This window comes from Kitasatospora sp. NPDC043949 (genome assembly GCF_056435365.1).
In genome coordinates this window covers 150546-176609 of the sequence record NZ_JBWKEQ010000010.1, presented here as the reverse complement: position 1 = coordinate 176609, position 26064 = coordinate 150546, and the positions used below count along the sequence as shown (strand labels likewise).

The window sequence follows — 26064 nt, the reverse complement described above, 5'->3', positions numbered from 1 at the left end:
CGTATGCCAGGAAACTGCTTCCCGGGTGACGAATAAGTGTGGAATCGTTAACGGCACTGGCGTCCCAGTCTGCTAGTAGGGAATCGTAGGTTGCCGCATGGGCGCAGAAGTCAAGTACTACTGTTGGCATCTCTTTTTCGATAATGAGATCTCCGCGCGCAGTGACGATTTCCCTTATCTGTTGGGCCCTTGGTGCGAATACCGTCTTAACCCACACGTGCCATCGTGCTGAAGTTGACTCTGCTAGCGAACCTTCTGGCACTTCTTCCGGATCGGGAGGAAAGTAGATTCTCTGATACTCTTTCCATGCTCGTTCGTTGGTCTCTGCCAAAACGAGAAGCGGACCGTAAAGGTCTTTGAGCTGACTGCCTACCCAGTCGATCCGTTCTTTTCGGAGAGACCTGCGAACCTCGCCTCGATGGTTCAACCAGTATGCCATTACTGCGATGACGATACCGGCCCCGGCTGTCACAATTGATGTAATCATTTGCACCCCTCGTAGCGATGGTTCGCAAGGTGCCCAAATGGAGTCGGTGACAAACTCCTCTTCGATTAGTAATTCAATATAATAATTCGGGGACTTTGGGATTGGAAGGTGGTGGCGTGCTGGTCGCAAGCCATCTCCGGATCCTATAAAGCCTTGAAAATATAAATAAAGCGACTGTGAAAGTGTCAGGTGCGGTCTGGGGGCTTGACTCCCCGTGCTTCTCTATGTGGTCGTGATGGAGCTCTTCAGTGAGTCCAGGAGCGTCTAGTGGGCCTGGGAGGTCCGGGAGCGCCCCTCCGGGTGGGTCCGGCTGGTGCAGCGGCCAGCCTGGATCGAGGAGCCCCCTGTCTCCCTGCCGGCTTCTGGTGTTGCGATCAGCCGCTCTAGGCTCGATGGCCCAGAGCGTGCGACGATGCCGGTATGAATCGACTGGCAAACTCCCAGTCGCCCTATCTCCGCCAGCACGCCTCCAATCCTGTGGACTGGTGGCCATGGGGAGAGGAGGCGATGCAAGAGGCCAAGCGGCGCGACGTTCCCATCCTTCTCTCGGTGGGCTATTCGTCGTGCCACTTAGCCTGATGATCATTGGTGTCACGTGATGGCCCACGAGAGCTTCGAGGACGCCGGGGTCGCCGGCTACCTGAACGAGCGGTTCGTCGCCGTCAAGGTGGACCGGGAGGAGCGGCCCGACGTCGATGCCGTCTACATGGAGGCCGTGCAGGCCGCCACCGGGCAGGGCGGCTGGCCGATGACGGTGTTCCTCACGCCCGACAAGGAGCCGTTCTACTTCGGCACCTACTTCCCGCCGGAGCCCCGGCACGGCATGCCGTCCTTCCGTCAGGTGCTGGAAGGCGTCGACGCCGCCTGGCGGGGCCGGCGGCAGGAGGTCGCGGAGGTCGCCGGGCGGATCCGGGCCGACCTCGCCGAGCGCGCCGCCGTCTACTCGGCCGGTGCCCACCATCCGCCCGCCGGCGCAGATCTGCACCAGGCGCTGGTCGCCCTCAGCCGGGAGTTCGACGACCGGCACGGCGGCTTCGGGGGCGCGCCCAAGTTCCCGCCGGCCATGGTCGTCGAGTTCCTGCTGCGCCACCACGCCCGCACCGGCTCCGAGGCGGCCCTGGAGATGGCCGTCCGCACCGGCGAGGCGATGGCCCGCGGCGGCATCCATGACCAACTCGGCGGCGGCTTCGCCCGGTACGCGGTCGACGCCGGCTGGGTCGTGCCGCACTTCGAGAAGATGCTGTACGACAACGCCCTGCTGCTGCGCGCCTACCTGCACCTGTGGCGGGCCACCGGCTCCCCGCTGGCCCGTCGGACCGCGCTGACCACCGCCGACTTCCTGCTGCGCGAACTGCGCACTCCCGAAGGCGCGTTCGCGTCCGCGCTGGACGCCGACAGCCTCGACGAGGAGACCGGGCAGTCCACCGAAGGCGCCTACTACGTGTGGGAACCCGGCCAGTTGGTCGACCTGCTCGGCCCCGCCGACGCGGCCACCGCCGCCCGGCTGTTCACCGTCACCGCCGGCGGAACCTTCGAACACGGCACCTCCGTTCTCCAACTCCTCGCCGATCCCGAGGACTTCACCGAGTACGAGACCATCCGCGCCCGGTTGTTCGAGGCCCGCGCCCGGCGGCCCGCCCCCGCCCGCGACGACAAGGTCGTCGCCGCCTGGAACGGCCTCGCCATCGCCGCCCTCGCCGAGACCGGCGCCCTCCTGGAGCGCCCCGACCTCGTCGAGGCCGCCGAACGCGCCGCCGACCTGCTGCTCGCCGTCCACCTCACCCCCGACGGCCGGCTGCTGCGCACCTCCCGCGACGGCCGGGCCGGCACCAACGCGGGCGTCCTGGAGGACTACGCCGACACCGCCGAGGGCTTCCTGTCCCTGTACGCCGTCACCGGCGACGCCGCCTGGCTGCAACTGGCCGGCGGACTCCTCGACACCGTGCTCAAGCACTTCACCGACGAGACCTCCGGCGCGCTCTACGACACCGCCGACGACGCCGAGGAACTCATCCGACGCCCCCAGGACCCCACCGACAACGCCACCCCGTCCGGCTGGACCGCCGCCGCCGGCGCCCTGCTCACCTACGCCGCCTACACCGGCTCCGACCGGCACCGGACGGCCGCCGAACGGGCCCTCGGCATCGTCGGCGCGCTCGCGTCCCGGGCCCCCCGGTTCATCGGCTGGGGCCTCGCCGTCGCCGAGGCGCTGCTCGACGGGCCGCGCGAAGTCGCCGTCGTCGGCCCGGCCGAGGACCCGGCCACCGCCGCGCTGCGCCGGGTCGCGCTGCTCGGGACCGCGCCCGGGGCGGTCGTCGCGGTGGGCGCGCCGACGGGCCCGGCGGATGGTTCGGTGGAGAACCCGGCGGATGGTTCGGCGGACGGTTCGGTGGAGGACGGCGGCGCGGAGGTGCCGCTGCTGGTGGGCCGGCCGCTGGTCGGCGGAGCGCCCGCCGCCTACGTCTGCCGGCACTTCGCCTGCGAAGCGCCGACCACCGACCCGGCGGTCCTCGGCGAGCGGCTGGGCGTCGCCGTCGAATAAAACGCTGGTGGGAGGGGTGCGGCCGGGCCAGAATGGGCCATGACCTGGACCTTGAGCAGCTCGTTCGACGACTTCCGGCGCCACGCGGAAGAGTTCCTCGCCGCCCGCCCGGCCGAGAGCACCGTCCTGCTCACGGTCGTACACCGGCTGGCCGAACGCGGCCTGGACGTGTTCGGGCAGCGGCCACCGGTCTTCGGCTGGTGGCGCCCGGCGGACGGCGGTCCGGTCGAAGGAGCCTTCCTCCAGACGCCGCCGTTCGGCCCCCGGCTCTCCTGCACACCGGCGGCGGCAGTCGAGCTGGCGGTCGAACTGGCCTCCGCCGGGAGCGAGTTCACCGAGGTGTCCGGCGTCGGCGGAGGCGCGGACGCGGTCCGGGCCTTCGCCGCGGCCTGGACCGCCGCCACCGGTGCCGGCCAGTCCGTCCGCTTCAACGAACGGCTCTACCGGCTCGGCGAGTTGACCGACCCGCCCCGCCCGCCCGCCGGCCACCACCGGCCCGCCGCCCCGGCCGACCGCGAACTGGCGATCCGCTGGTACGAGGAGTTCCTCGTCGAAGCCGGGGTCGACCTGCCCAACGTCCCCCAGGCCGTCGACGACCGGATCGCCACCGGCGGCCTCCACCTGTGGGAGGACGGCGGCCGCCCCGTCGCCCTGGCCGGCAGTAGCCCGGTGATCGCCGGCATGTCCCGCATCGGCCCCGTCTACACCCCGACCGACCAGCGCGGACGCGGCTACGCCAGCGCCGTCACCGCCGCCGCCTCCGCCCACGCCCTCGCCCAGGGGGCGGCCGAGGTCCTGCTCTACACCGACCTCGCCAACCCGACCAGCAACTCCATCTACCAGCAGATCGGCTACCGGCCGGTCGAGGACTGCCTGACCCTGGACTTCACGACGCGGGGCGGAAATTACGCGTAGTCGACCGGGCGGCCGCCGACCACCTTCGTGTCGAAGGGGTCGACGGCCGCTGTCGCGGCGGGTGCCGGCAGGTGGTCCGCGTTCACGTACGTCTGCGCGCAGGTCAGCAGATTGCCGCCGGCCGACTTCATGTCACCGGCCAGGCCGTCCAGCAGCGCCTTCCAGGCCGCCCCGCACCCCTGCAACGCCGCCCCGCTCCGCCAACCCGCCAGACTCGCAGCCGCCTTGGCGCTCGGCTCGGCCAACTTCGCGGTCTCGTCGGGCACTTTCCCGGCGACGGTCAGCGCACTGTTCCCGGCTGCGGTCAACTCGCCCGGTTTGACGGTGAATCCTGGGTCGCTCGGCACGATGTCCCCCCGATCTCCGTATCGACAGCGGGAGTTATGGTATCCCTGAGTGCTCCGGGGGCGCCTATGGGTAACGGGGGGACTGGGGGATGGACCTCGCAAGCCTGAAGAACGCCAAGCCTGCGGACTTGTACGCGGTGGCGGATGCCTACGACGCGTTGTGCAAGGCGTGCGGCCAGCACGCCGCCGACTGGAAGAGCGGCACCGCGGACCGGGTCCACGGGTCCGGGTGGAGCGGACCGGCGGCCGCCGCCGCGATTCCGGTCCTGGACGGCATCACCGACAAGCTGCGTGCGGCGGCGACCGAACTGCACTGCATCGGCGCCGAGGTGCGGGACTGCGCCGACTCCCTCACGCTCGCCCAGGGCAAGCTCCGTAAGGCGCTCGTCGACGCCCAGGCCAAAGGCATGTCGGTCGACGACGGCGGGTCGGTGAGCTGGCCCCCGGCGAGCAGTCCCTTCCAGAGCACGGATTGGGAGGCCAAGCAGAAAGCGGCCGCCGAGGAGATCTCCCAGCGGATCGGCGCGGCGCTGTCGGAGGCCACCCGGGTCGACCAGGGGCTGGCCGAAGAACTCAAGAAGTACACGGGCCACGCCACCGACAAGAGCGGCCTGGACGCCAGGACTGCGAGCGCGGACGTCTACCTGCTGCAGTTCGGCGAGGCGGCCAATCCGCTCTGGAAGCTGAACATGCCGGGCAAGGAAGCCACCCCGACGGACGTCAACGCCTGGTGGAAGGGTCTCGGAGCGGACGGGCAGCAGTGGTTCCTCAGCCACCATCCGGAATCGCTCGGCAACCTCGACGGGGTGCCGGCAGAGGTACGGGACCAGGTGAACCGGGCGCACCTGAAGTTCCTGATGGACGACATCATGAAGAAGCGCACCAACCACGTACCGCTGAACTCCGCAGAGCAGGACCTGTACGACCTCTACGGGCCCATCGTCAACCGGCTTGAGATCGACGGGAAAGACCCGAGCCGCCCCCCGATCTACCTCTTGGGCCTCGGCAACGAGGGCAAGGGCCGGGCGATCCTCTCGTACGGGAACCCGGACACCGCCACCGACATCTCGGCTTACGTGCCGGGAATCACCACCGACACCGGCAGCCTGGGGGTGGGGGGAAACGTTCACGACGGCACCAACGAGGCGGAGAACGCGCTGAGCCTCTATCGCAGCGCGAGCAAGAAGGCTCCGGCCGGCCATTCGGTCGCCTCGATCGTCTGGCTAGGGTACGACCCGCCCGGAGCCGACCTGGGGGCCGCCTCGACCAAGGCGGGCAGGGACGGCGCTCCGGCGTACGCGAAGTTCCTGAGCGGGGTGCGGGTGAACCACGAGGGCGCCCAGCCGCCGCACATCACCGCGGTCGGACACAGTTACGGCTCGTACCTGGTGGGCCAGGCCACCAAGCTCGCGACCCAGCCCGGGTCGCACTACGCGCCCCCGGACGACGTGGTCTTCCTCGGCAGCCCGGGCGTAGGAGTGGACAAGGCCTCCGACCTCAAGCTGCCGCCCGGCCACGTCTGGGTCGGCGCGGCCGACAACGACGTCGTGACGCGCGTTCCGTCCAAGTTCAGCATCGACCCGGACGAACGCTGGTACGGGCGGGACCCGGCGAGCAAGCACTTCGGCGCGAACCGCTTCGCTGTCGACGACTGGAGCAGGGGCAACCCCATCGACGCGCACACCAAGTACCTGACGGGCCGCGGTGGGCCCTCGCTGGACAACGTCGCGGCCATCGTCATCGGCAGCGGGGACGTCGAACGGACGGGCGGGCGATGAAGCGACCGCGCCGGGCGCCCGGGTGTTCAGTGGCGGCGGTAGCCGTGCTGGCGGCCGGGGTGGGGCTGTTCTACAACGGCTACGGGCCGATGGCCATCAAAGACCGGGGAGCCCCCCAGCTGAGCCCGCGCGAGGCGAAGGGGCAACTCGACGAGACCTTGCGGACGGCCATCGGCGCGATAACCCCGTCGGTGGCCTATTTCGGCAGTGGCTACGTCGTGGACCGAGATCCGGAGCACGCGGACGGCGAACCGGCTCTGCTGTCACAGGTCATGCTCTCCGCCAGGCTTCGGACGAAGGTGGCCCCGCCGAAGTTGTCGGTGCTGTTGGACCAGCTGACGCAGCTCTGGGGCGACCGGTGCCGGCGGGAGGATTCCACCGTCGGATACGAGGCGAAGCACTATGTCGAACTGAACTGCCCGGCGCGCGGTGCGGCGGGCTTCAACCTGTTGGCGGTCAACACCCCGAGCGACCTGTACTTCGACGTGTCGATCAGCGCCCAGGTGACCCCGGTCCGCTACCAGCCCGAGAAGGACTACGGCGCCAGCCCCGTCGGCCCCCGCCTGACCGGTCACGAGGGCGCACCCGACGTCGACGACCCGTACTGGTCGCACTGACGCCGCGCCCGTCACTCCCAGTCCCACCTGATTCCCAGCAGGCACGGCCGCAGTGCCGTCGCGACCAGGTGGACGCAGTGGTGGCCGTCCAGGGTCAGTTCCTCCGTCTCGTAGGGGGCTTCGCCCGGGGAGTGGAGGGCGAAGCGGTGGCAGCGGACGGGGAGGGCGGCGGGGTGGAAGGTGATCTGGAGGACGTACTGGCCGGCGCCGGAGTTGAAGCCGCGGACGTATTCGCAGCTGGGGTCGGGGGAGGGGGCGTCGTCGAAGCCGTAGCCGAGGAGGTGGGTGTCGCCGGCGCGTAGGCGGCGGTCGAGGAGGAGTTCGGCGACGAGCAGGTGGTGGGTCTGGTCGCGGCGGATGCGGCCGGGGCGGCAGTTCTCTTCGGCGCGGACGCCGACGCGGGTGATGTCGCTGCCGGGGTCGCCCTGGTAGAGCGCGAGGTAGCGGTCGATGCCGTCGCGGTGGGCGCGGAGGGCGTGTTGGGAGTCGCGACGGGCGAGTTGGCGGTCGGGGCCGAGGCGGATGCGTTCGATGTGGGTGATGGTGTGCAGGCCGGTGTCGCGGGGGCCGGCGATGGTGGCGAGCAGGTCGTCGACGGCGGTGGCGGGGGAGATGAGGTCGCGGTAGGGGCGTACGGGTGGGCCGGCGGGGGTGGTGTCGGCGGCGCGGCGGGGGCCGAGCAGGCGGGTGAGGGAGTGTTCGGGGAGGTCGAGGACGTCTTCGAGGGCGGTGACGGCGCGGAGGGATTCGGGGCGTTCGGGGCGGCGGCGGCCTTGTTGCCAGTAGCTGAGGCTGGTGAGTCCGACGTGGACGCCGCGCAGGGCGAGGTGGCGTCGGATGCGGTGGAGGGCGAGGCCGCGGGTGGCGATGGCGGTGCGCAGGGCGAGGTGGAAGGGGCCGGTGCGGAGGGCGGCGGTGAGGTCGGCCTGGTCGGTGCGGTGGATGACGGCCTCCTGGGGGACGGGCGCGGGCAGACCGTGTTTGACCGTGAATATTCACATCAGGGCGGCGGTTTGTCACCGGTCCTGGCGTGCCACGCGGGGGTTTTCGGGGTGGCGTTCACACCCGTGGCCGGTCGTTCACACCTGAACTGTGATGGTCCTGGGGGCCGTTGACCGGCTTCCGGGGGCGGCGGGATGCTCATGGCGCGATCCGGACCGCGCCCCCACACAGCACCTCGCTCCGCTTGTGCAAGGAGGCATTTCCCCCATGCCAGTTCCACGGATACGGCTGCGCCGCGCGGTCTCGCTGCTCGCCCTCGGCGTGCTGGGCCCGGCGTTGACCGCGGTGGCGGCCACTCCGGCGCTCGCCGCCCCCGCCCAGGATCTCGCTCCCGTCCAGGACCGTGCCCCGGCGCAGGTTCGCCAGGCTGCCGCGCCCGGCAGCACGGCCGATCTGGCCGGCACGTTCAAGAAGCTCAACATCACCATGCAGCAGCAACAGCAGACCAACTGGTGCTGGGCGGCGAGCGGGAACACCATCGCCACCTGGTTCGGCTACAACTACAGCCAGAACCAGTTCTGCAACGCCGCGTTCGGCCGTTCGGTCAACTCCAGCTGCCCCAACAGCCAGGCCTCGCTGGCCGATGTGCAGAACGGGCTGGACTGGGTCGGCATCAACCCGGGTTCGTACGTCACCGGCTACCTGCGCTACAACACCGTGCAGACCGAGGTGGACGCGAACCGGCCGATCGAGACCCGGATCCAGTGGAGTTCCGGCGGCGGGCACATGCACGTCGTCTACGGCTACGACACCAGCAGCAACTGGGTGTACTGGGGCGACCCGTGGCCGTCCAACTACCGCTACAACTGGGCGGACTACAACTACTACGTGAACAACAACACGTTCTCGTGGACCCACTCCCTGTACCGGATCGGCGCGTGAGGGCGACCATGACTGACCTCGGAAAGGCCCGTCGGGCCGCCGTCACCGCCCTGCTCGCCGCCGGCCTCGGGCTGGCGCTGGCCCCGGCCGCGCACGCGGACGGGCCGGCCGGCGCCCCGGTGCCGGTGCCCGTCGCGGATCTGGCGAAGGCCCGTGGCGTGGTCCAGGACCAGGCCGTCCTCGACAAGGTGGGCCACTTCTTCGCCCGCAAGGGCGTCCCGCCGACCCAGCAGCTGACCATCGGTGCGGCGCAGGAGGCGCAGGCGGCGAGCGCGGCCGCGCCGCGGCTGGCCGGCGACACCGTGCCGGTGTACACCCTGGACGCGGGTTTCGTGGCCGGCGCCCCGGGTGCGCCGGTGGCGACGGCCGAGTTCACCGCGAGCAAGGTGGTCGCGGCGGACGGGCAGACGGCCTCGGTGTGGACGATCCGGCAGGGTGACTCCTGGCGGGTGGTCAACATCGCCTCCGGCGGTGACGAGAGCGACTACGCGGCGAAGGCGGCCGGTGGCGGTGGCGGTACGGCGTTCCGCGAGCCGCAGGTGAACGCCTGGTACGTGCTGCGCGACGGCCGGGTGCTGCCGCTGGACGACGAGGCCCGGCGCTCGGTGGGCGCGGGCGGGGTGTCGCTGGCCGCGTACCAGAAGCTGGTGCACCAGCGGTACGGGGACAAGCTGCCCGGCTCGGCGTACGACCGGGAGGGCAAGGGCGGCGGCTACCAGCTGGCGGCCGACCGGGAACGGGCGGCGGGCGGCGGTTCGGCGCTGCCGGCCGTGACGGCGGCCGCGGCCCTGGGCGTCACCGCGCTCGTGGGCGCGGGTGCGGCCGTGCGGCGCAGGGCGGGTGTCCGACGGGGGTAGGGCCTCTCGGGCGCGACGTGCGCGCCACACGTGGGATGCGGCGGGGTCCGGCTGACACAGCCGGGCCCCGCCGTGCTGCGTGCGGCCCCGGCACGCCAGCCCGTAGTCGAGCGGGCGCGCTGCGTGATGTGTCCTGGAAGTAATGCTTCCGCACAAGGAATTGACGCAACGTTGATCTGTCGTTCGCCGCCCGGGGGCAGCTCCGGGTGACGGACGGTAGATACCATGTGGCAATCGGTCAGTGCTGACTGACGCGTGCCGAGAGCGGAGAAGGGGTGGGGCGGCCGGAGCCGACCACGAGCCCGGCGCCGGGAAAGGGGAGTCGAATGGCCGGCAGGGAGTCGAACGCCCAGGTGTGGGGTGCGGCGGTGGTGGTGGCGTCCGCGCTCGCCGTGGTCGCGGCCTACCTGATCAACGGGGCGATGCTGGTCCTGGTCGTCGCCGGGGTCGAGGTGCTGCTGCTCATGGTCTACGTGGGCCGCCGCTGGCGGGCGCTCCACCGGCCGACCGCCCCGCGGGGGCACCGGCCGTCGGCCGTCACCCCGGACGCCGCGCACTGCGAGCGCTGCCGCCGGGCCCGCGAGGCGCTGGACGCCCGGCAGGCGCGCGGCCGCACCGCCGGGCCTGCGGTGGAGCCGTGGCCGGAGGCCGACGTGGCGGACCACCCGCCGTACCCGCGCCGCCCGCAGGGCCGGGCGCCGTACGAGCGCCCCTGGACGGCGGAGCGGGCGGTCGCCCGGTCCGTGGACCGCGCGGCCGCCCGCCGTGGCGCGCCGGGTTCAGCCGGCCGCGCTGTACGCCACCAGTGAGACCCCGACGTACTGCACGATGAACGCGCCCAGGGTGAAGGCGTGGAACACCTCGTGGAAGCCGAACCAGCGCGGTGACGGATTGGGCCGCTTGAGCCCGTACACCACGCCGCCGATGCTGTAGAGCACCCCGCCGACGATCATCAGCACCAGGACGGCGACGCCGCCGGCGTGCAGGAAGTCCGGCAGGAAGAAGGCGGCGGCCCAGCCGAGCGCGATGTACACCGGTGTGTACAGCCAGCGCGGCGCGCCGACCCAGAACACCCGGAACGCTATTCCGGCCAGCGCGCCGCCCCAGGCCACCCAGAGCAGCACCTGCTGGTCGGCGCCCTTGAGCAGCAGGATCGTGAACGGCGTGTAGGTGCCCGCGATGATCAGGAAGATGTTCGCGTGGTCCAGCCGCCGCAGCACGGCGTCCCCGCGCGGGCCCCAGTCGAAGCGGTGGTAGACCGCGCTGACCCCGAACAACAGCCAGGCGCTGATCGAGTAGATCGCGCAGGCGATCTTGGCGGGGGTGGAGTCGGCCAGGCAGATCAGCACGATCCCGGCGGCGACGGTGGCGGGGAACATCCCGGCGTGCAGCCAGCCGCGCCACTTCGGCTTGCGTCCCGAGGCCTCGTTCTCCGCGCCCTCGTTCTCCGTGCTCTCGACGAGCTCAGCAGTCATGCGCAGCATGCTACCCGCTACCTACGGGGCCGTAGGTTACTGACGCGTAGGAAAGTGGTGATCATCACTCTTGGACGTTTTGGAGTATTCGAGGTGTCCGCGAGGATGTCCGGGCCGGGATGTGGACGACCTATTACTGGCCGGTAATCGTACTTACTGTAGTAAAAGATAAGTCAATTTCGACGCTGTGCCGCAGTTTGGCGTTGGAGCCGGAGCTACGCTGCAAGCACCCTCAGACCCCCGCTACGCCACCTCCTCGCCGAGATGGTGTGAAACGGAGCGATCGTGTCGTACGAGATCTCTGCTCTCAGCGCCTCCGCGCCCACCCGCCACCAGCGCCTGCTCGCGTGGGTGAACGAGATCGCCGAGCTCACCCAGCCGGACCGCGTCGAGTGGTGCGACGGCTCCGACGAGGAGTACCAGCGCCTCGCGGACCTGCTGGTGGCTCAGGGCACCTTCAAGAAGCTCAACGAGGAAAAGCGCCCCAACTCCTACTACGCCGCCTCGGACCCGACGGACGTGGCGCGCGTGGAGGACCGCACCTACATCTGCTCCGAGCAGGAGAAGGACGCCGGTCCGACCAACAACTGGAAGGCCCCGGCCGAGATGCGGGAGGTCTTCCAGGGCGAGAAGGGACTGTTCCGCGGCGCGATGAAGGGCCGCACGATGTACGTCGTGCCCTTCTCGATGGGCCCGGTCGGTTCCCCGCTGGCCGCGTACGGCGTCGAGATCACCGACTCCGCCTACGTCGCCGTGTCGATGCGCGTGATGACCCGCATGGGCAAGGCGGTGCTGGACCAGCTCGGCGAGGACGGCGACTTCGTCAAGGCCGTGCACACCGTCGGCGCCCCGCTGGCCGAGGGCCAGGCGGACGTGCCGTGGCCGTGCAACAGCACCAAGTACATCTCGCACTTCCCGGAGACCCGGGAGATCTGGTCCTTCGGCTCCGGCTACGGCGGCAACGCCCTGCTCGGCAAGAAGTGCTACGCGCTGCGCATCGCCTCGACCATGGCCCGTGACGAGGGCTGGCTGGCCGAGCACATGCTGATCCTGAAGCTCACCCCGCCGTCCGGCGAGGTCAAGTACGTCGCCGCCGCCTTCCCGTCGGCCTGCGGCAAGACCAACCTGGCCATGCTCCAGCCGACCGTCCCGGGCTGGAAGGTCGAGACGATCGGCGACGACATCGCCTGGATGCGCTTCGGCGCCGACGGCCAGCTCTACGCGATCAACCCCGAGGCCGGTTTCTTCGGTGTCGCCCCCGGCACCGGCGTGGACACCAACGCCAACGCCATCGACACCCTGTGGGGCAACACGGTCTTCACCAACGTCGCGCTGACCGACGACGGCGACGTGTGGTGGGAGGGCCTGACCGAGGAGCCCCCGGCGCACCTCACCGACTGGCGCGGCAACGACTGGACCCCCGAGTCCGGCACCCCGGCCGCCCACCCGAACGCCCGCTTCGCCGTCCCGGCCGCGCAGTGCCCGACCATCGCCCCCGAGTGGGAGGACCAGTCGGGCGTGCCGATCTCGGCGATCCTGTTCGGCGGCCGCCGCGCCACCGCCGTCCCGCTGGTGACCGAGTCCTTCACCTGGCAGCACGGCGTCTTCCTCGGCGCCAACATCGCGTCCGAGAAGACCGCCGCCGCCGAGGGCACCGTCGGCGAGCTGCGCCGCGACCCGTTCGCGATGCTGCCGTTCTGCGGCTACAACATGGGCGACTACTTCGCCCACTGGCTGAAGGTCGGCGCCCAGGCGGACGCCGCGAAGCTGCCGAAGATCTACTACGTCAACTGGTTCCGCAAGAACGCCGAGGGCGCGTTCGTCTGGCCGGGCTACGGCGAGAACAGCCGCGTCCTCAAGTGGATCGTCGAGCGCCTGGAGGGCACCGGCGAGGGCGTCGAGACCCCGATCGGCGTGCTGCCGACCGTCGACGGCTTCGACCTCGGCGACCTGAAGCTGTCCCAGGAGGATCTCGACCTGCTCTTCACCGTGGACGCCGACATCTGGCGCCAGGAGGCCGCGCTGGTGCCGGCCCACCTGGAGCTGTTCGGCGACCACACCCCGAAGGAGCTGTGGGACGAGTACCGGAGCCTCGTCGCGCGCCTCGGCTGAGCCTGAGCCTCAGCAGAGCGAGAGGCGGTCGCGCGGCACGAACCGCGCGCCCGTCGAGTGACAGGACGGCCGGAGTTCCCCTGGGCGGTCTTTCCCCGACCAAGGAGACCGCCCGGGCCGGGACTCCGGCCGTAGTGCTTTCCCCGGGTGCCGGGTGCCGGGTGTCAGGGTGTCGGGCGCCGGGCGCGGGGGCCACGGCTGGGTGCGGCCGTTCCGGGGCTACGGCTGGGTGTAGCCGCTCAGGAAGTCGCCGATCCTGGTCACCGCGTCGGTGATCTCCTCCGCCCGGGGCAGCGTGACCAGCCGGAAGTGGTCCGGCTCGGGCCAGTTGAAGCCGGTGCCCTGGACCAGCAGGATGCGCTGGGAGCGCAGCAGGTCCAGCACCATCTGGGCGTCGTCCTTGATCTTGTAGACCTTCGGATCCAGCCGCGGGAACGCGTACAGCGCGCCCTTGGGCTTGACGCAGCTGACCCCCGGGATCTCGTTGAGCAGCCGGTACGCCGCGTCGCGCGAGGCGAGCAGCCGCCCGCCGGGCAGCACCAGGTCGCGGATCGACTGCCGGCCGCCGAGCGCGGCGGCCACCGCGTGCTGGGCGGGCATGTTGGCGCACAGCCGCATCGAGGCCAGCACGGCCAGGCCCTCGATATAGCTGTGGGCCCGCTGCCGGTCGCCGGAGAGCACCATCCAGCCGGAGCGGAAACCCGCGACCCGGTACGCCTTGGACAGGCCGTTGAAGGTGACGCAGAAGAGGTCGGGCGCCAGGGTGGCCAGCGGGACGTGCTCGGCGTCGTCGTAGAGGATCTTGTCGTAGATCTCGTCCGCGTAGACCACCAGCCGGTGCCGGCGGGCGATCTCGACGATGCCCTCCAGCACCTCGCGCGGGTAGACCGCGCCGGTCGGGTTGTTCGGGTTGATCACCACGATGGCCCGGGTCCGGTCGGTGACCTTGGCCTCGATGTCGGCGAGGTCCGGGTACCACTCGGCCTGCTCGTCGCAGCGGTAGTGCACCGCGGTGCCGCCGGCCAGCGAGACCGAGGCGGTCCACAGCGGGTAGTCGGGCGCCGGGACGAGCACCTCGTCGCCGTCGTCCAGCAGCGCGGTCATGGCCAGCTGGATCAGCTCGGAGACGCCGTTGCCGAGGAAGACGTCCTCGACGCTCAGCCCGTGCAGGCCGCGGTCCTCGTAGTGCATGACCACCGCGCGGCGGGCGGCGAGCAGGCCCTTGGAGTCGCCGTACCCGTGCGCGGTCGAGAGGTTGCGCAGGATGTCCTGGAGGATCTCCGGCGGCGCCTCGAAGCCGAAGACGGCGGGGTTGCCGGTGTTGAGCTTGAGGATGCGGTGGCCCTGTTCCTCCAGCCGCATCGCCTCGTCGAGTACCGGGCCGCGGATGTCGTAGCAGACATTGGCGAGCTTGCTGGACTGGATGACCTGCATGCCTGCCTACTTTAGGGGCACCTCCGGGCACTTCGGTGCGCGTCCCGGGACGCGCACCGAACCGCCCGGAGCGGCCTCCTTGGATCGGCAGGCGGGGGTGTCAGCCGACCTTCCAAACCAGGGGCGCGGTGTCCAGGATGTTCCCGTACGTGAGGAAGCTGGGCGGGGTCTCGTTCGGGACGAGATAGACGGCACACAGCTTGACGGACTGCCCGTCCGCGAGCGTGACCAGCGACCGGGTGTCGCACTGCGGGATCGCCTTCTGCAGGGTCGCGGCCGGCAGCGCGCCCGCCGAGTGGTCCTTGGGCTTCACCCAGACCCGCATCATGTAGGCGTCCTCGGCCAGCGGGGCGCCGGTGCGGTTGGTGAAGGAGACGGTGACGTAGTACGGCGTCTTGCCGCCGGTGCTCGTCGACGGGAGGTTGAGCGGGGCGATCTCCGCGGCGGTGCCCTTGACGATCGAGACCGCGGCGGCGTCCACCACCGAGCTCTTGCCGACGTAGCGGCCGGCGCTGCCGAGCGGCAGCGGGCGGTCGTAGCTGACCTGGGCGACGTTGTTGCCGCCGGCGGTGACGGACGGCTGCGGTCCGGCCGGGGCGGTCGGGGTGGCCGGGGCGGTCGAGGCCGCGGAGCCGGTCGGGGAGCCGGTCGGGGTGCCGGGAGCCGTGGAGGCCCCGGCGGTGCCGGTGGGCGGCGCGGCCGGGGCGCTCGGGACGGCCGCCGGGTCGGCGTTGTCCGGCCCGCAGGCCGACAGCGCCAGGACGAGCGCCGCCGCCGGCAGGCCGGCCGCGATTCTCCGGATGGACTGGGTCTTCGTCATGGTCGTTCCCCCGTTGGATGATGTGGTCGGTGCGCCCCGCCCGGTTCCCGGGTGCCGCACGGGCGTGCAGGCGTTGATCGAAAAGGGGGTGCGCCGGTGATGCTAGCCGCAGTCGGCGCGGTGCTGGCCGCATTTCTGGTGGCTCCGCTGCTGCGCGGGCTGGTCGCCCGGTTCGCCGTGCCGGAGGGCGAACCCTGGTGCGGTGCCTGCCCGTTGTGCGGGCGCGAGGTGCGACTGCTGCCGCCCACCGGACGCTGTCCGGGCTGCCGGGAGCGGTTGGGCGCGGGCGCCTGGTCGGTGGAGCTGGTGGCGGCCGTGGTCGCCGCCGGGCTGGCGTACGCGGCGGACGGGCCGTCGGCCGCGGCGCTGGGCTGGGCGGCCGGGCTCGGCGTGGTGCTCGGCTTCGTCGACGCCCGGGTGCGCCGGCTGCCGTACCGGCTGACCCTGCCGCTGGTCGGCGGGGTGGCCCCCCTGCTGGCGGTGGCGGCGCTGGCCGCGGGGCGCCCGGGGGTGCTGCTGCGCTGCCTGCTGGTGGCCCTCGCGGTCGGGGCCCTGCTCGAACTGGCGGTCTGGATCGGCGCGTTGGGCCCGGGTGACTCGCCGCTGGGGTTCGCCCTGGGCGGGCTGCTCGGCTGGTACGGCTGGCCGGTGGCGGTCGCCGGGTTGTTCGCCGCGGTGGTGCTCGCCGGGCTCTGGGCGATCCTGCGGGCCGCCGTCGCGCTGGCCCGCCGGCGCCCGGTGCGCGGGCTCGACGTCCCGGTCGGACCGTTCCTGCTGCTCGGCGCGCTGCTGGCGGTGCTGGCCCGGTAGCCCCCGGGCCCGGGAGGCCGGACTTCCCGTGCCACCGCGACGCCACAGGTGGTGCCTGGGCCCGGGGGCCGGACCGGACCTGGCGCTACCGGGCCCGGACGCGGGAGGGCCCGCCGTACCGGGTCGGGTACGGCGGGCCCCGCCGCCGGCGCGCAGGCCCCACCCTCAAGGAGCGGCGCGCCGGTGGGGGATTGGCGGTGGGGGGTTACGGCATCTTGTGGACGAACGGGCCGACCGCGTTGGAGAACGCGTTGCCGTTGTTGGCGTCCCAGTTGGTGGACCAGGTCATCGCACCGCGGATGGTCGGCCACTTGGCCGGCGGGACGAAGCTGCCGCAGTTGTTGCCGGTGGCCAGGCAGTCCAGCGCGTTGTTCACCACGGTCGGCGAGACGTAGCCGCCGCCGGCCGCCTTGGCGGAGGCGGGGACGCCGATGCCGACCTGGTCGGGCCGCAGGCCGCCCTGGATGTGGGTGCAGACCTGCGAGGTGATGAAGTCGATGGTGCCCTGGTTGTAGACCTTGCCGTCGCAGCCGTTCATGCCGCCCGAGTTGTAGAACTGGGTGTTGACGACGGTGAGGATGTCCTTGGTGTTCAGCGCCAGCTGGAAGTAGGCGCCGGCGGTGCTGTACATCCCGATCGTCTCGGGCGCCATGGTCAGGATGAAGCCGGGGCCGACCTTGGCCTGGAGGGTGTGCAGCGCGTTGCCGAGCGGGCCGGCCTGGACGCCGTTCTCCAGGTCGACGTCGATGCCGTCGAAGCCGTAGTCCTTGATGATCGCGTAGGCGCTGTTGGCGAAGTTGTTGCCGGCGGTGGCGTCGCCGACGGTGATCGCGCCGTTCTGGCCGCCGATGGAGAGGACGACCTTCTTGCCGGCCGCCTGCTTGGCCTTGATGTCGGCGCGGAACTGTGCGTCGCTGTAGCCGCCGAGGGCCTTGGACAGGCCGGGGTCGAGGGTGAAGCTGATCGCGCCGGTCTGGGTGGGCACGGCGTCGGCGAAGGACACCGCGATGATGTCGTAGGCGCTCTGCACGTCGCCGAGGCGCTGCGGGGTCGAGCCGTTGTCGAAGTTCTGCCAGTAGCCGGTGACCGCGTGCGCGGGCAGGCCGGTGACCGGCGGGGTGGTGGCGGTCGCGGTGGCCGTGGGGGTCGGCGTCGCGGTCGCGGTCGCGGTGGCGGTCGGGGTCGGGGTCGCGGTGGCCGTCGGCGTGCCGGTCGCGGTGGGGGAGGAGGTCGCGGTGGCCGTGGCGGTCGGTGACGGGGTGGCGGTGGCGGTCGGGCTCGGGGTGGAGGGGCCGCCGGGGCCGATCAGGCTCACGTCGTCGGCGAGGTAGGCGCTCTGGCCGTACCAGCCGTGCAGGTAGACGGTGACGCTGGTGGCGTTCGCGCCGGTGGTGAAGGTGGAGGACAGCTGGTTCCAGCTGTTCTGGTTCGACCAGCTGGACGGGTCGGTGCCGCCGGTGCCGCGCGCGCCGAGGTAGACGTACGGGCCCTGGACCCAGGCGCTCAGCGTGTAGCTGGTGTTGGGCAGCACGCTGATGGTCTGGGTGCACTCGGCGGTGTCGCCGGCGCCCGGGGTGGCCTGTAGCGCGCCGGTGCCGGAGTGGGCCGGGGAGGAGACGGTGGTCGCCGCGCCGGCGCAGTTCCAGCCGCCCAGCCCGCTGTCGAAGCCGCCGTTGGTGACCAGGTTGCCGACGGCCGCGCTGGCGCCGCCGGCGAAGAGGGCCAGGCCGCCGCCGGCCAGGGCGAGGGCGGTGGCGCCGGCCGCGACGGCCGGGAGGGGGCTGCGCCGGCGCTTGTGCGCGGGCTGGTTCAGCGTACGGGCCATGGGGTGACGCTCCTGGGGAGGGAGCGGCCGCCGCGGTGGGGGGCGCGGCGGCCGCGTGTGGGGGAGGGGAGGTCCGTCGTGGTGCGTGGGGTCGTCGTACCTGGGGGTGGGCGACCGCGGCGGTGCATGGTGGTGCACGGTGGTGCGTGGGGGTGGGGCGGGGCCGTGGGGTTCGTTCCGCCTTGGATCAAAAGCTGGACTAGACCATTGCCGGTCGTCAAGCATTGGACAGTCGGCTTACGGATTCCTTAAGGATTCGGAGACCGTTCCGTGTCCGCCGTCGGAGCCGTCGGGCAAGGCCCGCGACACGCCCGCCGGGGCGGACTCCGTACAGGACCGTGACCAGACCGCTACCTGCGGCTTTACCGTGTGCCTGCCCGCCGGAGTAGGCTGCGCCGGGGCGTTGACGCACCAGCTGAACGAGCACGGAGGGGCCGGGAATCATGGGTCTGCGCGATGTCGCCGAACGGACGCCGGGTCTGCGTACCCTGCTGGGCGGGATGTACGGGCTCTACGGCCGCCGGGTCGAGGTCCACCTCGCCCGCACCCCGCACCACATCGGCGTGATCCTGGACGGCAACCGCCGCTGGGCGAAGGCCGCCGGGGGCACCACCGTGTACGGCCACCAGCGCGGCGCCGACAAGATCAGCGAGTTCCTCGGCTGGTGCGACGAGACCCACGTCAAGGTCGTCACCCTCTGGATGCTCTCCACCGACAACCTCGACCGCCCCGCCGACGAGCTCGTCCCGCTGCTGGGCATCATCGAGGACGCCGTCACCGGGCTGGCCGCCGCCCGCCGCTGGAAGGTCCACCCGGTCGGCGCACTGGACCTGCTCCCGCAGCACACCGCCGACGTGCTCAAGCGGGCCGCCGAGGAGACCGCCGACATCGACGGCATCACGGTCAACGTCGCGGTCGGCTACGGGGGCCGGCACGAGATCGCCGACGCCGTCCGCTCGCTGCTCCAGGAGCACGCCGGGCGCGGCACCTCGATCGAGGAACTGGCCGAGATCCTCGACGTCGAGCACATCGCCGAGCACCTCTACACCCGCAACCAGCCCGACCCGGACCTGATCATCCGCACCTCGGGCGAGCAGCGCCTGTCCGGTTTCCTGCTCTGGCAGAGCGCGCACAGCGAGTTCTACTTCTGCGAGGCGTACTGGCCGGCCTTCCGCAAGGTCGACTTCCTGCGGGCGCTGCGGGCGTTCGAGCAGCGCAACCGGCGACTGGGCCTCTGAACGGGTGAAGTGACCGCCGTAGGGCTGGCCTACCCGGAGCCCTCGTGAGGCCAAACGTTCACCGGCAATGATCCGTCAGTTCGCCGGGGGCGCGAATGCACCGCCCCTCGCCTGGGAATACTCCAGGCAGTCCGGTCCCGAGGCCACCGGGGCAGCGGGGGCCGGCTTGCCGCGGATGACGCAGGGTCATCCGCTCTGGAGGCCTAGTGGTCAGTTCCAAGAGCCGCCGGACGCCAGACCGGCGCACGTACGTTCTCGACACCAGCGTGCTCCTGGCGGACCCGCTCGCCATGACCCGCTTCGAGGAGCACGAGGTCGTCCTGCCGGTGGTGGTCGTCACCGAGCTGGAGGCCAAGCGGCACCACCCGGAGCTGGGCTACTTCGCCCGCCAGGCGCTGCGACTGCTCGACGACTACCGCATCCGCCACGGCCGGCTCGACGAGCCGATCCCGGTCGGCGAGCTCGGCGGCACCATCAGGGTCGAGCTCAACCACTCCGACCTGTCGATACTGCCGGCCGGCTACCGGGTCGGCGGCGGCGAGGCGGACTCGCGGATCCTCGCGGTCGCCCGGAACCTCCAGGCCGAGGGGTACGACGTCACGGTCGTCTCCAAGGACCTGCCGCTGCGGATCAAGGCCAGCTCGGTGGGCCTGCTCGCCGAGGAGTACCGGGCCGAGCTCGCCATCACCTCCGGCTGGACGGGGATGTCCGAGCTGCACGTCCCGGCGGAGCAGGTGGACGCGCTGTTCGCGGCCGGCCACGACGCCGCGGTGGACGTCGAGGGGGCGGACGAGCTGCCCGTGCACACCGGGCTGGTGCTCACCTCGGAGCGCGGCCGGGCGCTCGGCCGGGTGACCGGCGACGGCCGGGTCCGGCTGGTGCGCGGCGAGCGCGAGGCGTTCGGACTGCGCGGGCGCAGCGCCGAGCAGCGGGTGGCGCTGGACCTGCTGCTCGATCCGGACGTCGGCATCGTCTCGATGGGCGGCCGGGCGGGCACCGGCAAGTCCGCGCTGGCGCTGTGCGCGGGGCTGGAGGCGGTGCTGGAGCGGGGGCAGCACCGCAAGGTGATGGTCTTCCGGCCGCTGTACGCGGTCGGCGGGCAGGAGCTCGGCTACCTGCCGGGCTCCGAGACGGAGAAGATGAGCCCCTGGGCGCAGGCGGTCTTCGACACCCTCTCCGCCGTCACCACCCCGGACGTGATCGAGGAGGTGATCTCCCGGGGGATGCTGGAGGTGCTGCCGCTGACCCACATCCGGGGCCGCTCGCTGCACGACGCCTTCGTGATCGTGGACGAGGCCCAGTCGCTGGAGCGGAACGTCCTGCTGACGGTGCTGTCCCGGATCGGCCAGGGTTCGCGGGTGGTGCTCACCCACGACGTGGCGCAGCGCGACAACCTCCGGGTGGGCCGGTACGACGGCGTGGTGGCGGTGGTGGAGAAGCTGAAGGGGCATCCGCTCTTCGCGCACATCACGCTCACCCGCTCGGAGCGTTCGCCGATCGCGGCGCTGGTCACGGAGATGCTGGAGGACATCCACCCGTGATTCGTCCCTGACCAGGACATAGTCGGACAATACGGTCAACTCTTGGTGCGGGGCCCGCTCCTGACGGGGCGGGCCCTCACCCCTTTCATCACATCGAGTGCTTTCCGCCCGGGGAACTCCCGTGCGGTGAATGTGACGTGCGCCACGCGAACGGGAATTGCGTCGACAGCGTCCGGTGCGGCATGGTGAGGGTTCTGTCAGGCCCCGCGTACGGCGTGGCAGGGCTTCCGGACTCCACGAGTCCGGGCCCGGATGGTCCACCAACTCCGGTCGGTGGACGCACAATTGAAGACCGATGAGCCGTACGCCGCCCGATTCCAACGCCCGGTCGCCTCACCTCGGCCGGACGCCGGGCCAGCACCTCCCGTGACCAGAGCACCTGCGGAGGTCAGTGCCAAGGGGCATGTTGCGCCCGCACGGTCACGCGTGGGCGATGCTGGAAGGAATCCATGTGACTCGGATCTCGGTCCGGGGAGTCGCTGTGGCCTCCGCCACCGCCGTCACCGCTGTCGGTGCCGTCGTGGGTGTGGCCTCGGGCAGCGAGGGCAAGACGACGCAGACGGTCGACGTCGCGGGCGCGACCCTGCTTGCCGAAGTCCCCTCTGGCGCCCAGGCGCAGACCATCAGTGACAACATCGGCCAGCAGGCATCCGCCCAGCAGGCCTCCGCCGACGCCGCGGCCAAGGCCGCCGCCGAGCAGAAGGCCGCCGAGGAGGCCGCGCGCCAGAAGGCCGCCGCGGACGCCCAGGCGAAGGCCGATGCCCAGGCCAAGGCCGATGCGGACAAGGCTGCCAAGGCCGCCGAGGACAAGCGCAAGGCCGACGAGGCCGCTGCCAACCGTTCCAAGGCGCGTTCGGCGATGGCCGCCACCGACAACAGCGCCCCGCCGGTCTCGGTCAGCCCCGGATCCGTCCAGGACATCGCCCGGCAGGTCGTCGGTGACGACGCCCAGTTCCAGTGCTTCAGCCAGATCGTGAAGCGCGAGAGCGGCTGGGACTACACCGCGACCAACCGGAGTTCCGGCGCGTACGGCCTGGTCCAGGCGCTGCCCGGCACCAAGATGGCCTCGGCCGGTGCCGACTGGCGCACCAACCCGGCCACCCAGATCAAGTGGGGTCTGGGCTACATGAACAGCCGCTACGGCAGCCCCTGTGGCGCCTGGTCGTTCTGGCAGTCCCACAACTGGTACTAGGAGCCGCCACCGCCCGGCGGTGGACTCTCCCGTACGGCCCCCGGCCGCTCGTCCCGCCCGACGAGCGACCGGGGGCCGTCGCGTTCCCGCCCATCGGGAGCCGGGTCGGGCCGCGCCGCCCGGGCTGCGCTGACCAGTGCGCCTGCGGGCGGTGCGGACCCGGTGCGGACGCGGGGCGCGGGAAGGGGTCCTGGTCGCTTCCCGCACCGGCCGGTCCGCCGGCAGTTGGTCCGTGGTCCGAGGCCTCGCTCTCCCCGGGGGCCTCGTTTCGACTCCTCCCCAGCGATCCCGGTCCGAAACCATCTGAAACCTGACGGTTTGCCCCGGTTTGATGGCGAGGTTGTTCGAGCCGAACCCGGCGGGGGCCGGACTCGCCGGGCCGCCGCCGGGTAGCGTCATCCCTGACGGCCGTGGCGGGACCCACGGCGTACCGCCGGGCACGGCGGCTCAGCAGGGGAGCGGTGGTAGCGAGGATGGCGCGGGGCGGAAAGGCCTTCAAGGCCGTGGCCAAGGGCATGGCCGTGGTGGCGAGCGCGGCCGCCGTGATCGAACGGCGCCGGCGTGCCGCGATGGCGGCCGACCCGCACGAGCTCGCCGTCCCCGCACTGGCCGAGGCGCCCGATCCGGTGCCGGCCCCGCGGGTCGAACCCGCCGCTGTACCGGCCGCCGCCCCGGCGGCCCCCGCGCCGGCCGCACCGCCCGGCCTGGCGCGGGAGTACCACCCCGGCCGGCCGGCCACCCCGGCCGAGGCCGTGCCCTGGGGGCTGCGGGTGGCCGCCGAGTCGACCTGGCGGCTGCTGCTGCTCGGCGGCGCGCTCTACGTCGTCTTCTACATCGTCGACATGCTGCGGCTGGTCGCCTTCGCGGTGCTGGCCTCGCTGCTGATCTCCGCGCTGCTGGAGCCGACGGTCTCCTGGCTGCGCCGGCACGGGGTGCCGCGCTCGCTGGCGGCGGGCGGGGTGTTCCTGAGCGGTCTGGCCGGAATCGGGCTGGTCGGCTGGTTCGTGGTCTGGCAGGTGTCCACCAACCTGTCGACGGTCACCAGCAAGGTGAAGGACGGCGTCGACCAACTGCGGGACTGGCTGAGCACCGGGCCGCTGCACCTGACCCAGCAGCAGATCAACGACTACGCCGACCAGATCGGCAAGGCGATCACCACCAACACCGACCAGATCACCTCGGCCAGCCTGACCGGCGCGCAGATCGCCGTCGAGGTGCTGACCGCCGTGGCGCTGGCCTTCTTCACCACCTTCTTCTTCCTCTACGACGGCGCGCGGATCTGGAACTGGGCGTTGCGCGGACTGCCCCGGCACTCCCGCTTCGCCATGGCCGGAGCCGGCCCGAAGGCCTGGGCGACGCTCACCGCGTACGTGCGCGGCACCGTCTGCGTGGCCTTCATCGACGCGGTCTGCATCGGCATCGGCATCGACCTGCTGGGCGTGCCGATGGCGATGCCGCTGGCCGTGATCATCTTCCTGGGCGCCTTCGTCCCGCTGGTCGGCGCACTCGTCACCGGCACGGTCGCGATGCTGATCGCCCTGGTCACCGAGGGGCCGTGGACGGCGCTGATGGTGCTGATCGTGCTGGTCGCGGTGATGCAGATCGAGAGCCACATCCTGCAGCCGCTGATCCTCGGCCGGGCCGTCCGGGTGCACCCGCTGGGCGTCGTCCTCGGCGTCGCGGCCGGCGGCATCATCGGCGGCATCGGCGGTGCGGTGGTGGCCGTCCCGCTGATCGCCGTCACCAACACCGTGATCACCCACCTGCGCCGCCGCAACGAGGCCGGCCAGGCCGTCTTCACCGCCATGGAGGCCGCCCGCGAGGCCGCGGGCCGGACCTCCGCCGCCCCGGCCGGGGACGGCTGAGGCCGAAGCGCAACGCCGACGGGCCCTCCCGGACGTGGTGTCCGGGAGGGCCCGTCGGCGTTGGTGCGGGGTCCGTCAGGCGCCGGCGGCGGCGAGGGCGGCCTCGGAGTCGAGGACGCCCGCCACGGCCTGGAGGACGGCGGCGATCTTCATCGAGGCCTGGACGACCTCGCGCTCGACGCCGGCCTTGCGCAGCACGGCCTCGTGCGAGTCGAGGCACTGGCCGCAGCCGTTGATGGCCGAGACGGCGAAGCACCAGAGCTCGAAGTCGACCTTCTCGACGCCCGGGGTGCCGATGATGTTCATCCGCAGACCGGCCCGCATCGTGCTGTACTCCTTGTCGGAGAGCAGGTGCAGCGTCCGGTAGTAGACGTTGTTCATCCCCATGATCGCGGCCGCGCCCTTGGCGGCGGTGTACGCCTCCGGGGAGAGGTTGGCCTTGGCCTCGGGCTCCAGCTCACGCAGCAGGGCGGCGCTGCGGGTGGCCATCGCGCAGGACAGCACGGTGCCCCAGAGCTGCTGGGCGGGGAGGTCGGAGTTGCCGATGACCGAGCCCAGGTTGAGCTTGAGGTCCTTGGCGTAGTCCGGGAGGGCGGCCTTCAGGTCGTCGAGGGCCATGGGTCAGCCCGCCAGCAGGGCCTGGGCGTCGAGGGTGTCCTCGCCCTTGGTCCAGTTGCACGGGCACAGCTCGTCGGTCTGCAGGGCGTCCAGCACCCGCAGGACCTCCTTGGGGTTACGGCCGACGGAGCCGGCGGTCACCATGACGAACTGGATCTCGTTGTTGGGGTCGACGATGAACACCGCGCGCTGGGCGGTGCCGTCGGCGCCCTCGACGCCGCAGGCGCGCATCAGGTCGTGCTTGACGTCGGCCAGCATCGGGAAGGGCAGGTCGCGCAGGTCCTTGTGGTCCTTGCGCCAGGCGTGGTGCACGAACTCGGAGTCGCCGGAGACGCCGAGGATCTGGGCGTCGCGGTCCGCGAACTCGTCGTTCAGCTTGCCGAACGCGGCGATCTCGGTCGGGCAGACGAAGGTGAAGTCCATCGGCCAGAAGAAGACGATCTTCCACTTGCCCTCGTAGGACTTGTGGTTGATCTCGGCGAAGGCGTTCGCGGCGTCCAGGTCGACGCAGGCGTTGAGTTCGAACTCGGGGAACTTGTCACCGATCGTGAGCACGTTCGCTTCTCCTGAAGTGAGACTGAGGGGAGTTTTGTCCGGATTCCGGACACGCCCTACGTTTCCACATCGTGGACTGATCAGGGAAATAGCTACACTTGATGTGTCTGATCGGAGATGGCTATCAGTACCGAACCGCCCACGTCGCGGCCCCGCCCCCGCAGGGTCGCCGCCGCCAAACCCGAGGCCGCTGTGGCGAGCGCCACAGTCCGCAGCCCCCGGGCGCCGACCGTCGCCCAGCTCAAGGCCTTCCTCGCGGTCGCCGAGCACCGGCACTTCCGGGAGGCCGCCGCCGCCACCGGGACCAGCCAGCCGGCCCTGTCCGGGGCGGTCGCGGCACTGGAGGAGTCGCTGGGCGCGCAGCTGGTCGAGCGTACGACGCGCAGGGTGATTATCACCCCCCTGGGTGAGCGCGTGCGCGAGCACGCACGCCGGGTGCTCGCCTCGCTGCAAGCCCTCACCGAGGAGGTCGAGGCCGCCCGCCGCCCGTTCACCGGGCCGCTGCACCTCGGCGTCATCCCGACCGTCGCGCCCTACCTGCTGCCCACCGTGCTGCGGCTGGTCCGCGACCGCTTCCCGGAGCTGGAGCTGCACGTCCACGAGGAGCGCACCCCCGCGCTGCTGGAGGGGCTGGCCGCCGGGCGGCTGGACGTCCTGCTGCTCGCGCTCCCGGCCGGCGGTACCTCGCCGACCCGCGACATCCCGCTGTTCGACGAGGACTTCGTCCTGGTCACCCCGCCCGAGCACCCGCTCGCCGGGCGGATCGACGTCCCGCGCGACGTGCTGCTCGACCTGGACGTGCTGCTGCTGGAGGAGGGCCACTGCCTGCGCGACCAGGCCCTCGACATCTGCCGTGAGGTCGGTGCCGATCCCGGGGGCTCCACCACCCGCGCGGCCGGCCTGTCCACCCTGGTCCAACTGGTCGCCGGCGGCCTCGGGGTGACGCTGCTGCCCGCCACCGCGCTGGACGTCGAGGCCGGCCGCACCGACCGGCTGGCCGCCGTCCGCTTCGCCGCCCCGGCCCCCGGCCGCCGGATCGGGCTGGCCACCCGCCCGGGCTCGGCCCGCAGCACCGAGTACGAGCGCTTCGCGGCCGCGCTGCGCGAGGTGCTGGCCGAACTCCCGGTCCGGATCGCCTCCTAGCGGCCTGCG

The 26064-nt window shown here is 71.5% G+C and carries 21 protein-coding genes and 1 pseudogene; 14 read left to right on the top strand and 8 right to left on the bottom strand.

Going from position 1 to position 26064, the window contains the following annotated elements; translation table 11 throughout:
* The first annotated feature begins 907 nt into the window (after positions 1-907).
* Both AC07AL_RS11385 and AC07AL_RS11380 read left to right on the top strand, forming a co-directional pair.
* Positions 908-3029 (top strand): annotated as a pseudogene (locus AC07AL_RS11385) (thioredoxin domain-containing protein).
* Between the two features lie 39 nt (positions 3030-3068).
* On the top strand, positions 3069-3944 hold the full coding sequence (locus AC07AL_RS11380) for a GNAT family N-acetyltransferase (protein ID WP_478317353.1): 876 nt from the start codon (positions 3069-3071) through the stop codon (positions 3942-3944).
* On the opposite strand, the gene AC07AL_RS11375 is transcribed toward AC07AL_RS11380, so the two are convergent.
* The gene (locus tag AC07AL_RS11375; RefSeq protein ID WP_363621335.1) at positions 3935-4291 is read right to left on the bottom strand and encodes a hypothetical protein; all 357 of its coding nucleotides are present in this window, start codon (positions 4289-4291) and stop codon (positions 3935-3937) included. The two genes, AC07AL_RS11380 and AC07AL_RS11375, sit on opposite strands and share 10 nt — an antisense overlap.
* An 89-nt stretch (positions 4292-4380) precedes the next feature.
* Between AC07AL_RS11375 and AC07AL_RS11370 the strand changes: the two genes are divergently transcribed.
* Together AC07AL_RS11370 and AC07AL_RS11365 are read left to right on the top strand one after the other, a co-directional pair.
* The gene (locus AC07AL_RS11370) at positions 4381-6069 is read left to right on the top strand and encodes an alpha/beta hydrolase (RefSeq protein WP_400809794.1); all 1689 of its coding nucleotides are present in this window, start codon (positions 4381-4383) and stop codon (positions 6067-6069) included.
* Positions 6070-6098: 29 nt separating this feature from the next.
* Positions 6099-6686 carry a hypothetical protein gene (locus AC07AL_RS11365; RefSeq protein ID WP_400809796.1) on the top strand — a complete coding sequence of 196 codons (588 nt, stop codon included), beginning with the start codon at positions 6099-6101 and terminating at the stop codon, positions 6684-6686.
* Between the two features lie 11 nt (positions 6687-6697).
* Here the strand turns inward: AC07AL_RS11365 and AC07AL_RS11360 are convergent, their stop codons facing one another.
* On the bottom strand, positions 6698-7630 hold the full coding sequence (locus tag AC07AL_RS11360; protein WP_478317363.1) for a hypothetical protein: 933 nt from the start codon (positions 7628-7630) through the stop codon (positions 6698-6700).
* A gap of 265 nt (positions 7631-7895) precedes the next feature.
* On the opposite strand from AC07AL_RS11360, the gene AC07AL_RS11355 reads away from it, so the two are divergent.
* The 3 genes from AC07AL_RS11355 to AC07AL_RS11345 all read left to right on the top strand — a co-directional run bounded on the left by AC07AL_RS11355 (position 7896) and on the right by AC07AL_RS11345 (position 10236).
* On the top strand, positions 7896-8570 hold the full coding sequence (locus tag AC07AL_RS11355; RefSeq protein WP_350879985.1) for a papain-like cysteine protease family protein: 675 nt from the start codon (positions 7896-7898) through the stop codon (positions 8568-8570).
* An 8-nt stretch (positions 8571-8578) separates the two neighbouring features.
* On the top strand, positions 8579-9427 hold the full coding sequence (locus AC07AL_RS11350) for a hypothetical protein (protein WP_363585459.1): 849 nt from the start codon (positions 8579-8581) through the stop codon (positions 9425-9427).
* Between the two features lie 326 nt (positions 9428-9753).
* On the top strand, positions 9754-10236 hold the full coding sequence (locus tag AC07AL_RS11345; protein ID WP_400809800.1) for a hypothetical protein: 483 nt from the start codon (positions 9754-9756) through the stop codon (positions 10234-10236).
* Here AC07AL_RS11345 and trhA read toward each other — a convergent pair.
* Positions 10207-10911 carry a PAQR family membrane homeostasis protein TrhA gene (gene trhA / locus AC07AL_RS11340; protein ID WP_380345602.1) on the bottom strand — a complete coding sequence of 235 codons (705 nt, stop codon included), beginning with the start codon at positions 10909-10911 and terminating at the stop codon, positions 10207-10209. The genes AC07AL_RS11345 and trhA overlap by 30 nt on opposite strands.
* 276 nt (positions 10912-11187) lie before the next feature.
* On the opposite strand from trhA, the gene AC07AL_RS11335 reads away from it, so the two are divergent.
* Entirely contained in the window at positions 11188-13014 is a 1827-nt protein-coding gene (locus AC07AL_RS11335; protein WP_363585457.1) for a phosphoenolpyruvate carboxykinase (GTP), read from the top strand.
* Between the two features lie 219 nt (positions 13015-13233).
* Here AC07AL_RS11335 and AC07AL_RS11330 read toward each other — a convergent pair whose 3' ends face one another.
* Both AC07AL_RS11330 and AC07AL_RS11325 read right to left on the bottom strand, forming a co-directional pair.
* The gene (locus tag AC07AL_RS11330; RefSeq protein ID WP_350879977.1) at positions 13234-14448 is read right to left on the bottom strand and encodes a pyridoxal phosphate-dependent aminotransferase; all 1215 of its coding nucleotides are present in this window, start codon (positions 14446-14448) and stop codon (positions 13234-13236) included.
* Between the two features lie 100 nt (positions 14449-14548).
* Positions 14549-15268 (bottom strand): hypothetical protein, encoded by a 720-nt coding sequence (locus AC07AL_RS11325; protein ID WP_400809802.1) that lies wholly within the window; start codon positions 15266-15268, stop codon positions 14549-14551.
* Positions 15269-15367: 99 nt separating this feature from the next.
* Between AC07AL_RS11325 and AC07AL_RS11320 the strand changes: the two genes are divergently transcribed.
* Entirely contained in the window at positions 15368-16078 is a 711-nt protein-coding gene (locus AC07AL_RS11320; RefSeq protein ID WP_363585480.1) for a prepilin peptidase, read from the top strand.
* Between the two features lie 205 nt (positions 16079-16283).
* Here AC07AL_RS11320 and AC07AL_RS11315 read toward each other — a convergent pair whose 3' ends face one another.
* The gene (locus tag AC07AL_RS11315) at positions 16284-17903 is read right to left on the bottom strand and encodes a chitinase (protein ID WP_400809804.1); all 1620 of its coding nucleotides are present in this window, start codon (positions 17901-17903) and stop codon (positions 16284-16286) included.
* Positions 17904-18346: 443 nt separating this feature from the next.
* Here AC07AL_RS11315 and AC07AL_RS11310 point away from each other — a divergent pair, with 443 nt between their 5' ends.
* The 4 genes from AC07AL_RS11310 (at position 18347) to AC07AL_RS11295 (ending at position 23739) form a co-directional block, all read left to right on the top strand.
* A complete protein-coding gene (locus tag AC07AL_RS11310; protein ID WP_208869076.1) occupies positions 18347-19141 on the top strand; it encodes an isoprenyl transferase in 795 nt (264 codons plus the stop codon).
* A gap of 206 nt (positions 19142-19347) precedes the next feature.
* A complete protein-coding gene (locus AC07AL_RS11305; protein WP_063347994.1) occupies positions 19348-20682 on the top strand; it encodes a PhoH family protein in 1335 nt (444 codons plus the stop codon).
* A 451-nt stretch (positions 20683-21133) separates the two neighbouring features.
* The gene (locus AC07AL_RS11300) at positions 21134-21874 is read left to right on the top strand and encodes an aggregation-promoting factor C-terminal-like domain-containing protein (protein ID WP_400328322.1); all 741 of its coding nucleotides are present in this window, start codon (positions 21134-21136) and stop codon (positions 21872-21874) included.
* A gap of 473 nt (positions 21875-22347) precedes the next feature.
* The gene (locus AC07AL_RS11295) at positions 22348-23739 is read left to right on the top strand and encodes an AI-2E family transporter (protein ID WP_363585454.1); all 1392 of its coding nucleotides are present in this window, start codon (positions 22348-22350) and stop codon (positions 23737-23739) included.
* A 75-nt stretch (positions 23740-23814) separates the two neighbouring features.
* Here AC07AL_RS11295 and AC07AL_RS11290 read toward each other — a convergent pair whose 3' ends face one another.
* Complete coding sequence (locus AC07AL_RS11290; RefSeq protein WP_363629586.1) at positions 23815-24357, bottom strand: alkyl hydroperoxide reductase; 543 nt, start codon at positions 24355-24357, stop codon at positions 23815-23817.
* A gap of 3 nt (positions 24358-24360) precedes the next feature.
* Positions 24361-24912, bottom strand: coding sequence for a peroxiredoxin (locus AC07AL_RS11285; RefSeq protein ID WP_063347991.1), 552 nt, complete (start codon positions 24910-24912; stop codon positions 24361-24363).
* 117 nt (positions 24913-25029) lie between these two features.
* On the opposite strand from AC07AL_RS11285, the gene AC07AL_RS11280 reads away from it, so the two are divergent.
* A complete protein-coding gene (locus tag AC07AL_RS11280; protein ID WP_363585453.1) occupies positions 25030-26055 on the top strand; it encodes a LysR substrate-binding domain-containing protein in 1026 nt (341 codons plus the stop codon).
* Positions 26056-26064 lie beyond the last annotated feature (9 nt).

Coding starts and splice junctions, on each gene's coding strand:
- AC07AL_RS11380 (WP_478317353.1), top strand. CDS start 3,069: ATGACCTGGACCTTGAGCAGCTCGTTCGACGACTTCCGGCGCCACGCG.
- AC07AL_RS11370 (WP_400809794.1), top strand. CDS start 4,381: ATGGACCTCGCAAGCCTGAAGAACGCCAAGCCTGCGGACTTGTACGCG.
- AC07AL_RS11355 (WP_350879985.1), top strand. CDS start 7,896: ATGCCAGTTCCACGGATACGGCTGCGCCGCGCGGTCTCGCTGCTCGCC.
- AC07AL_RS11350 (WP_363585459.1), top strand. CDS start 8,579: ATGACTGACCTCGGAAAGGCCCGTCGGGCCGCCGTCACCGCCCTGCTC.
- AC07AL_RS11345 (WP_400809800.1), top strand. CDS start 9,754: ATGGCCGGCAGGGAGTCGAACGCCCAGGTGTGGGGTGCGGCGGTGGTG.
- trhA (WP_380345602.1), bottom strand. CDS start 10,911: ATGCTGCGCATGACTGCTGAGCTCGTCGAGAGCACGGAGAACGAGGGC.
- AC07AL_RS11330 (WP_350879977.1), bottom strand. CDS start 14,448: ATGCAGGTCATCCAGTCCAGCAAGCTCGCCAATGTCTGCTACGACATC.
- AC07AL_RS11325 (WP_400809802.1), bottom strand. CDS start 15,268: ATGACGAAGACCCAGTCCATCCGGAGAATCGCGGCCGGCCTGCCGGCG.
- AC07AL_RS11320 (WP_363585480.1), top strand. CDS start 15,368: ATGCTAGCCGCAGTCGGCGCGGTGCTGGCCGCATTTCTGGTGGCTCCG.
- AC07AL_RS11315 (WP_400809804.1), bottom strand. CDS start 17,903: ATGGCCCGTACGCTGAACCAGCCCGCGCACAAGCGCCGGCGCAGCCCC.
- AC07AL_RS11310 (WP_208869076.1), top strand. CDS start 18,347: ATGGGTCTGCGCGATGTCGCCGAACGGACGCCGGGTCTGCGTACCCTG.
- AC07AL_RS11295 (WP_363585454.1), top strand. CDS start 22,348: ATGGCGCGGGGCGGAAAGGCCTTCAAGGCCGTGGCCAAGGGCATGGCC.
- AC07AL_RS11290 (WP_363629586.1), bottom strand. CDS start 24,357: ATGGCCCTCGACGACCTGAAGGCCGCCCTCCCGGACTACGCCAAGGAC.
- AC07AL_RS11280 (WP_363585453.1), top strand. CDS start 25,030: ATGGCTATCAGTACCGAACCGCCCACGTCGCGGCCCCGCCCCCGCAGG.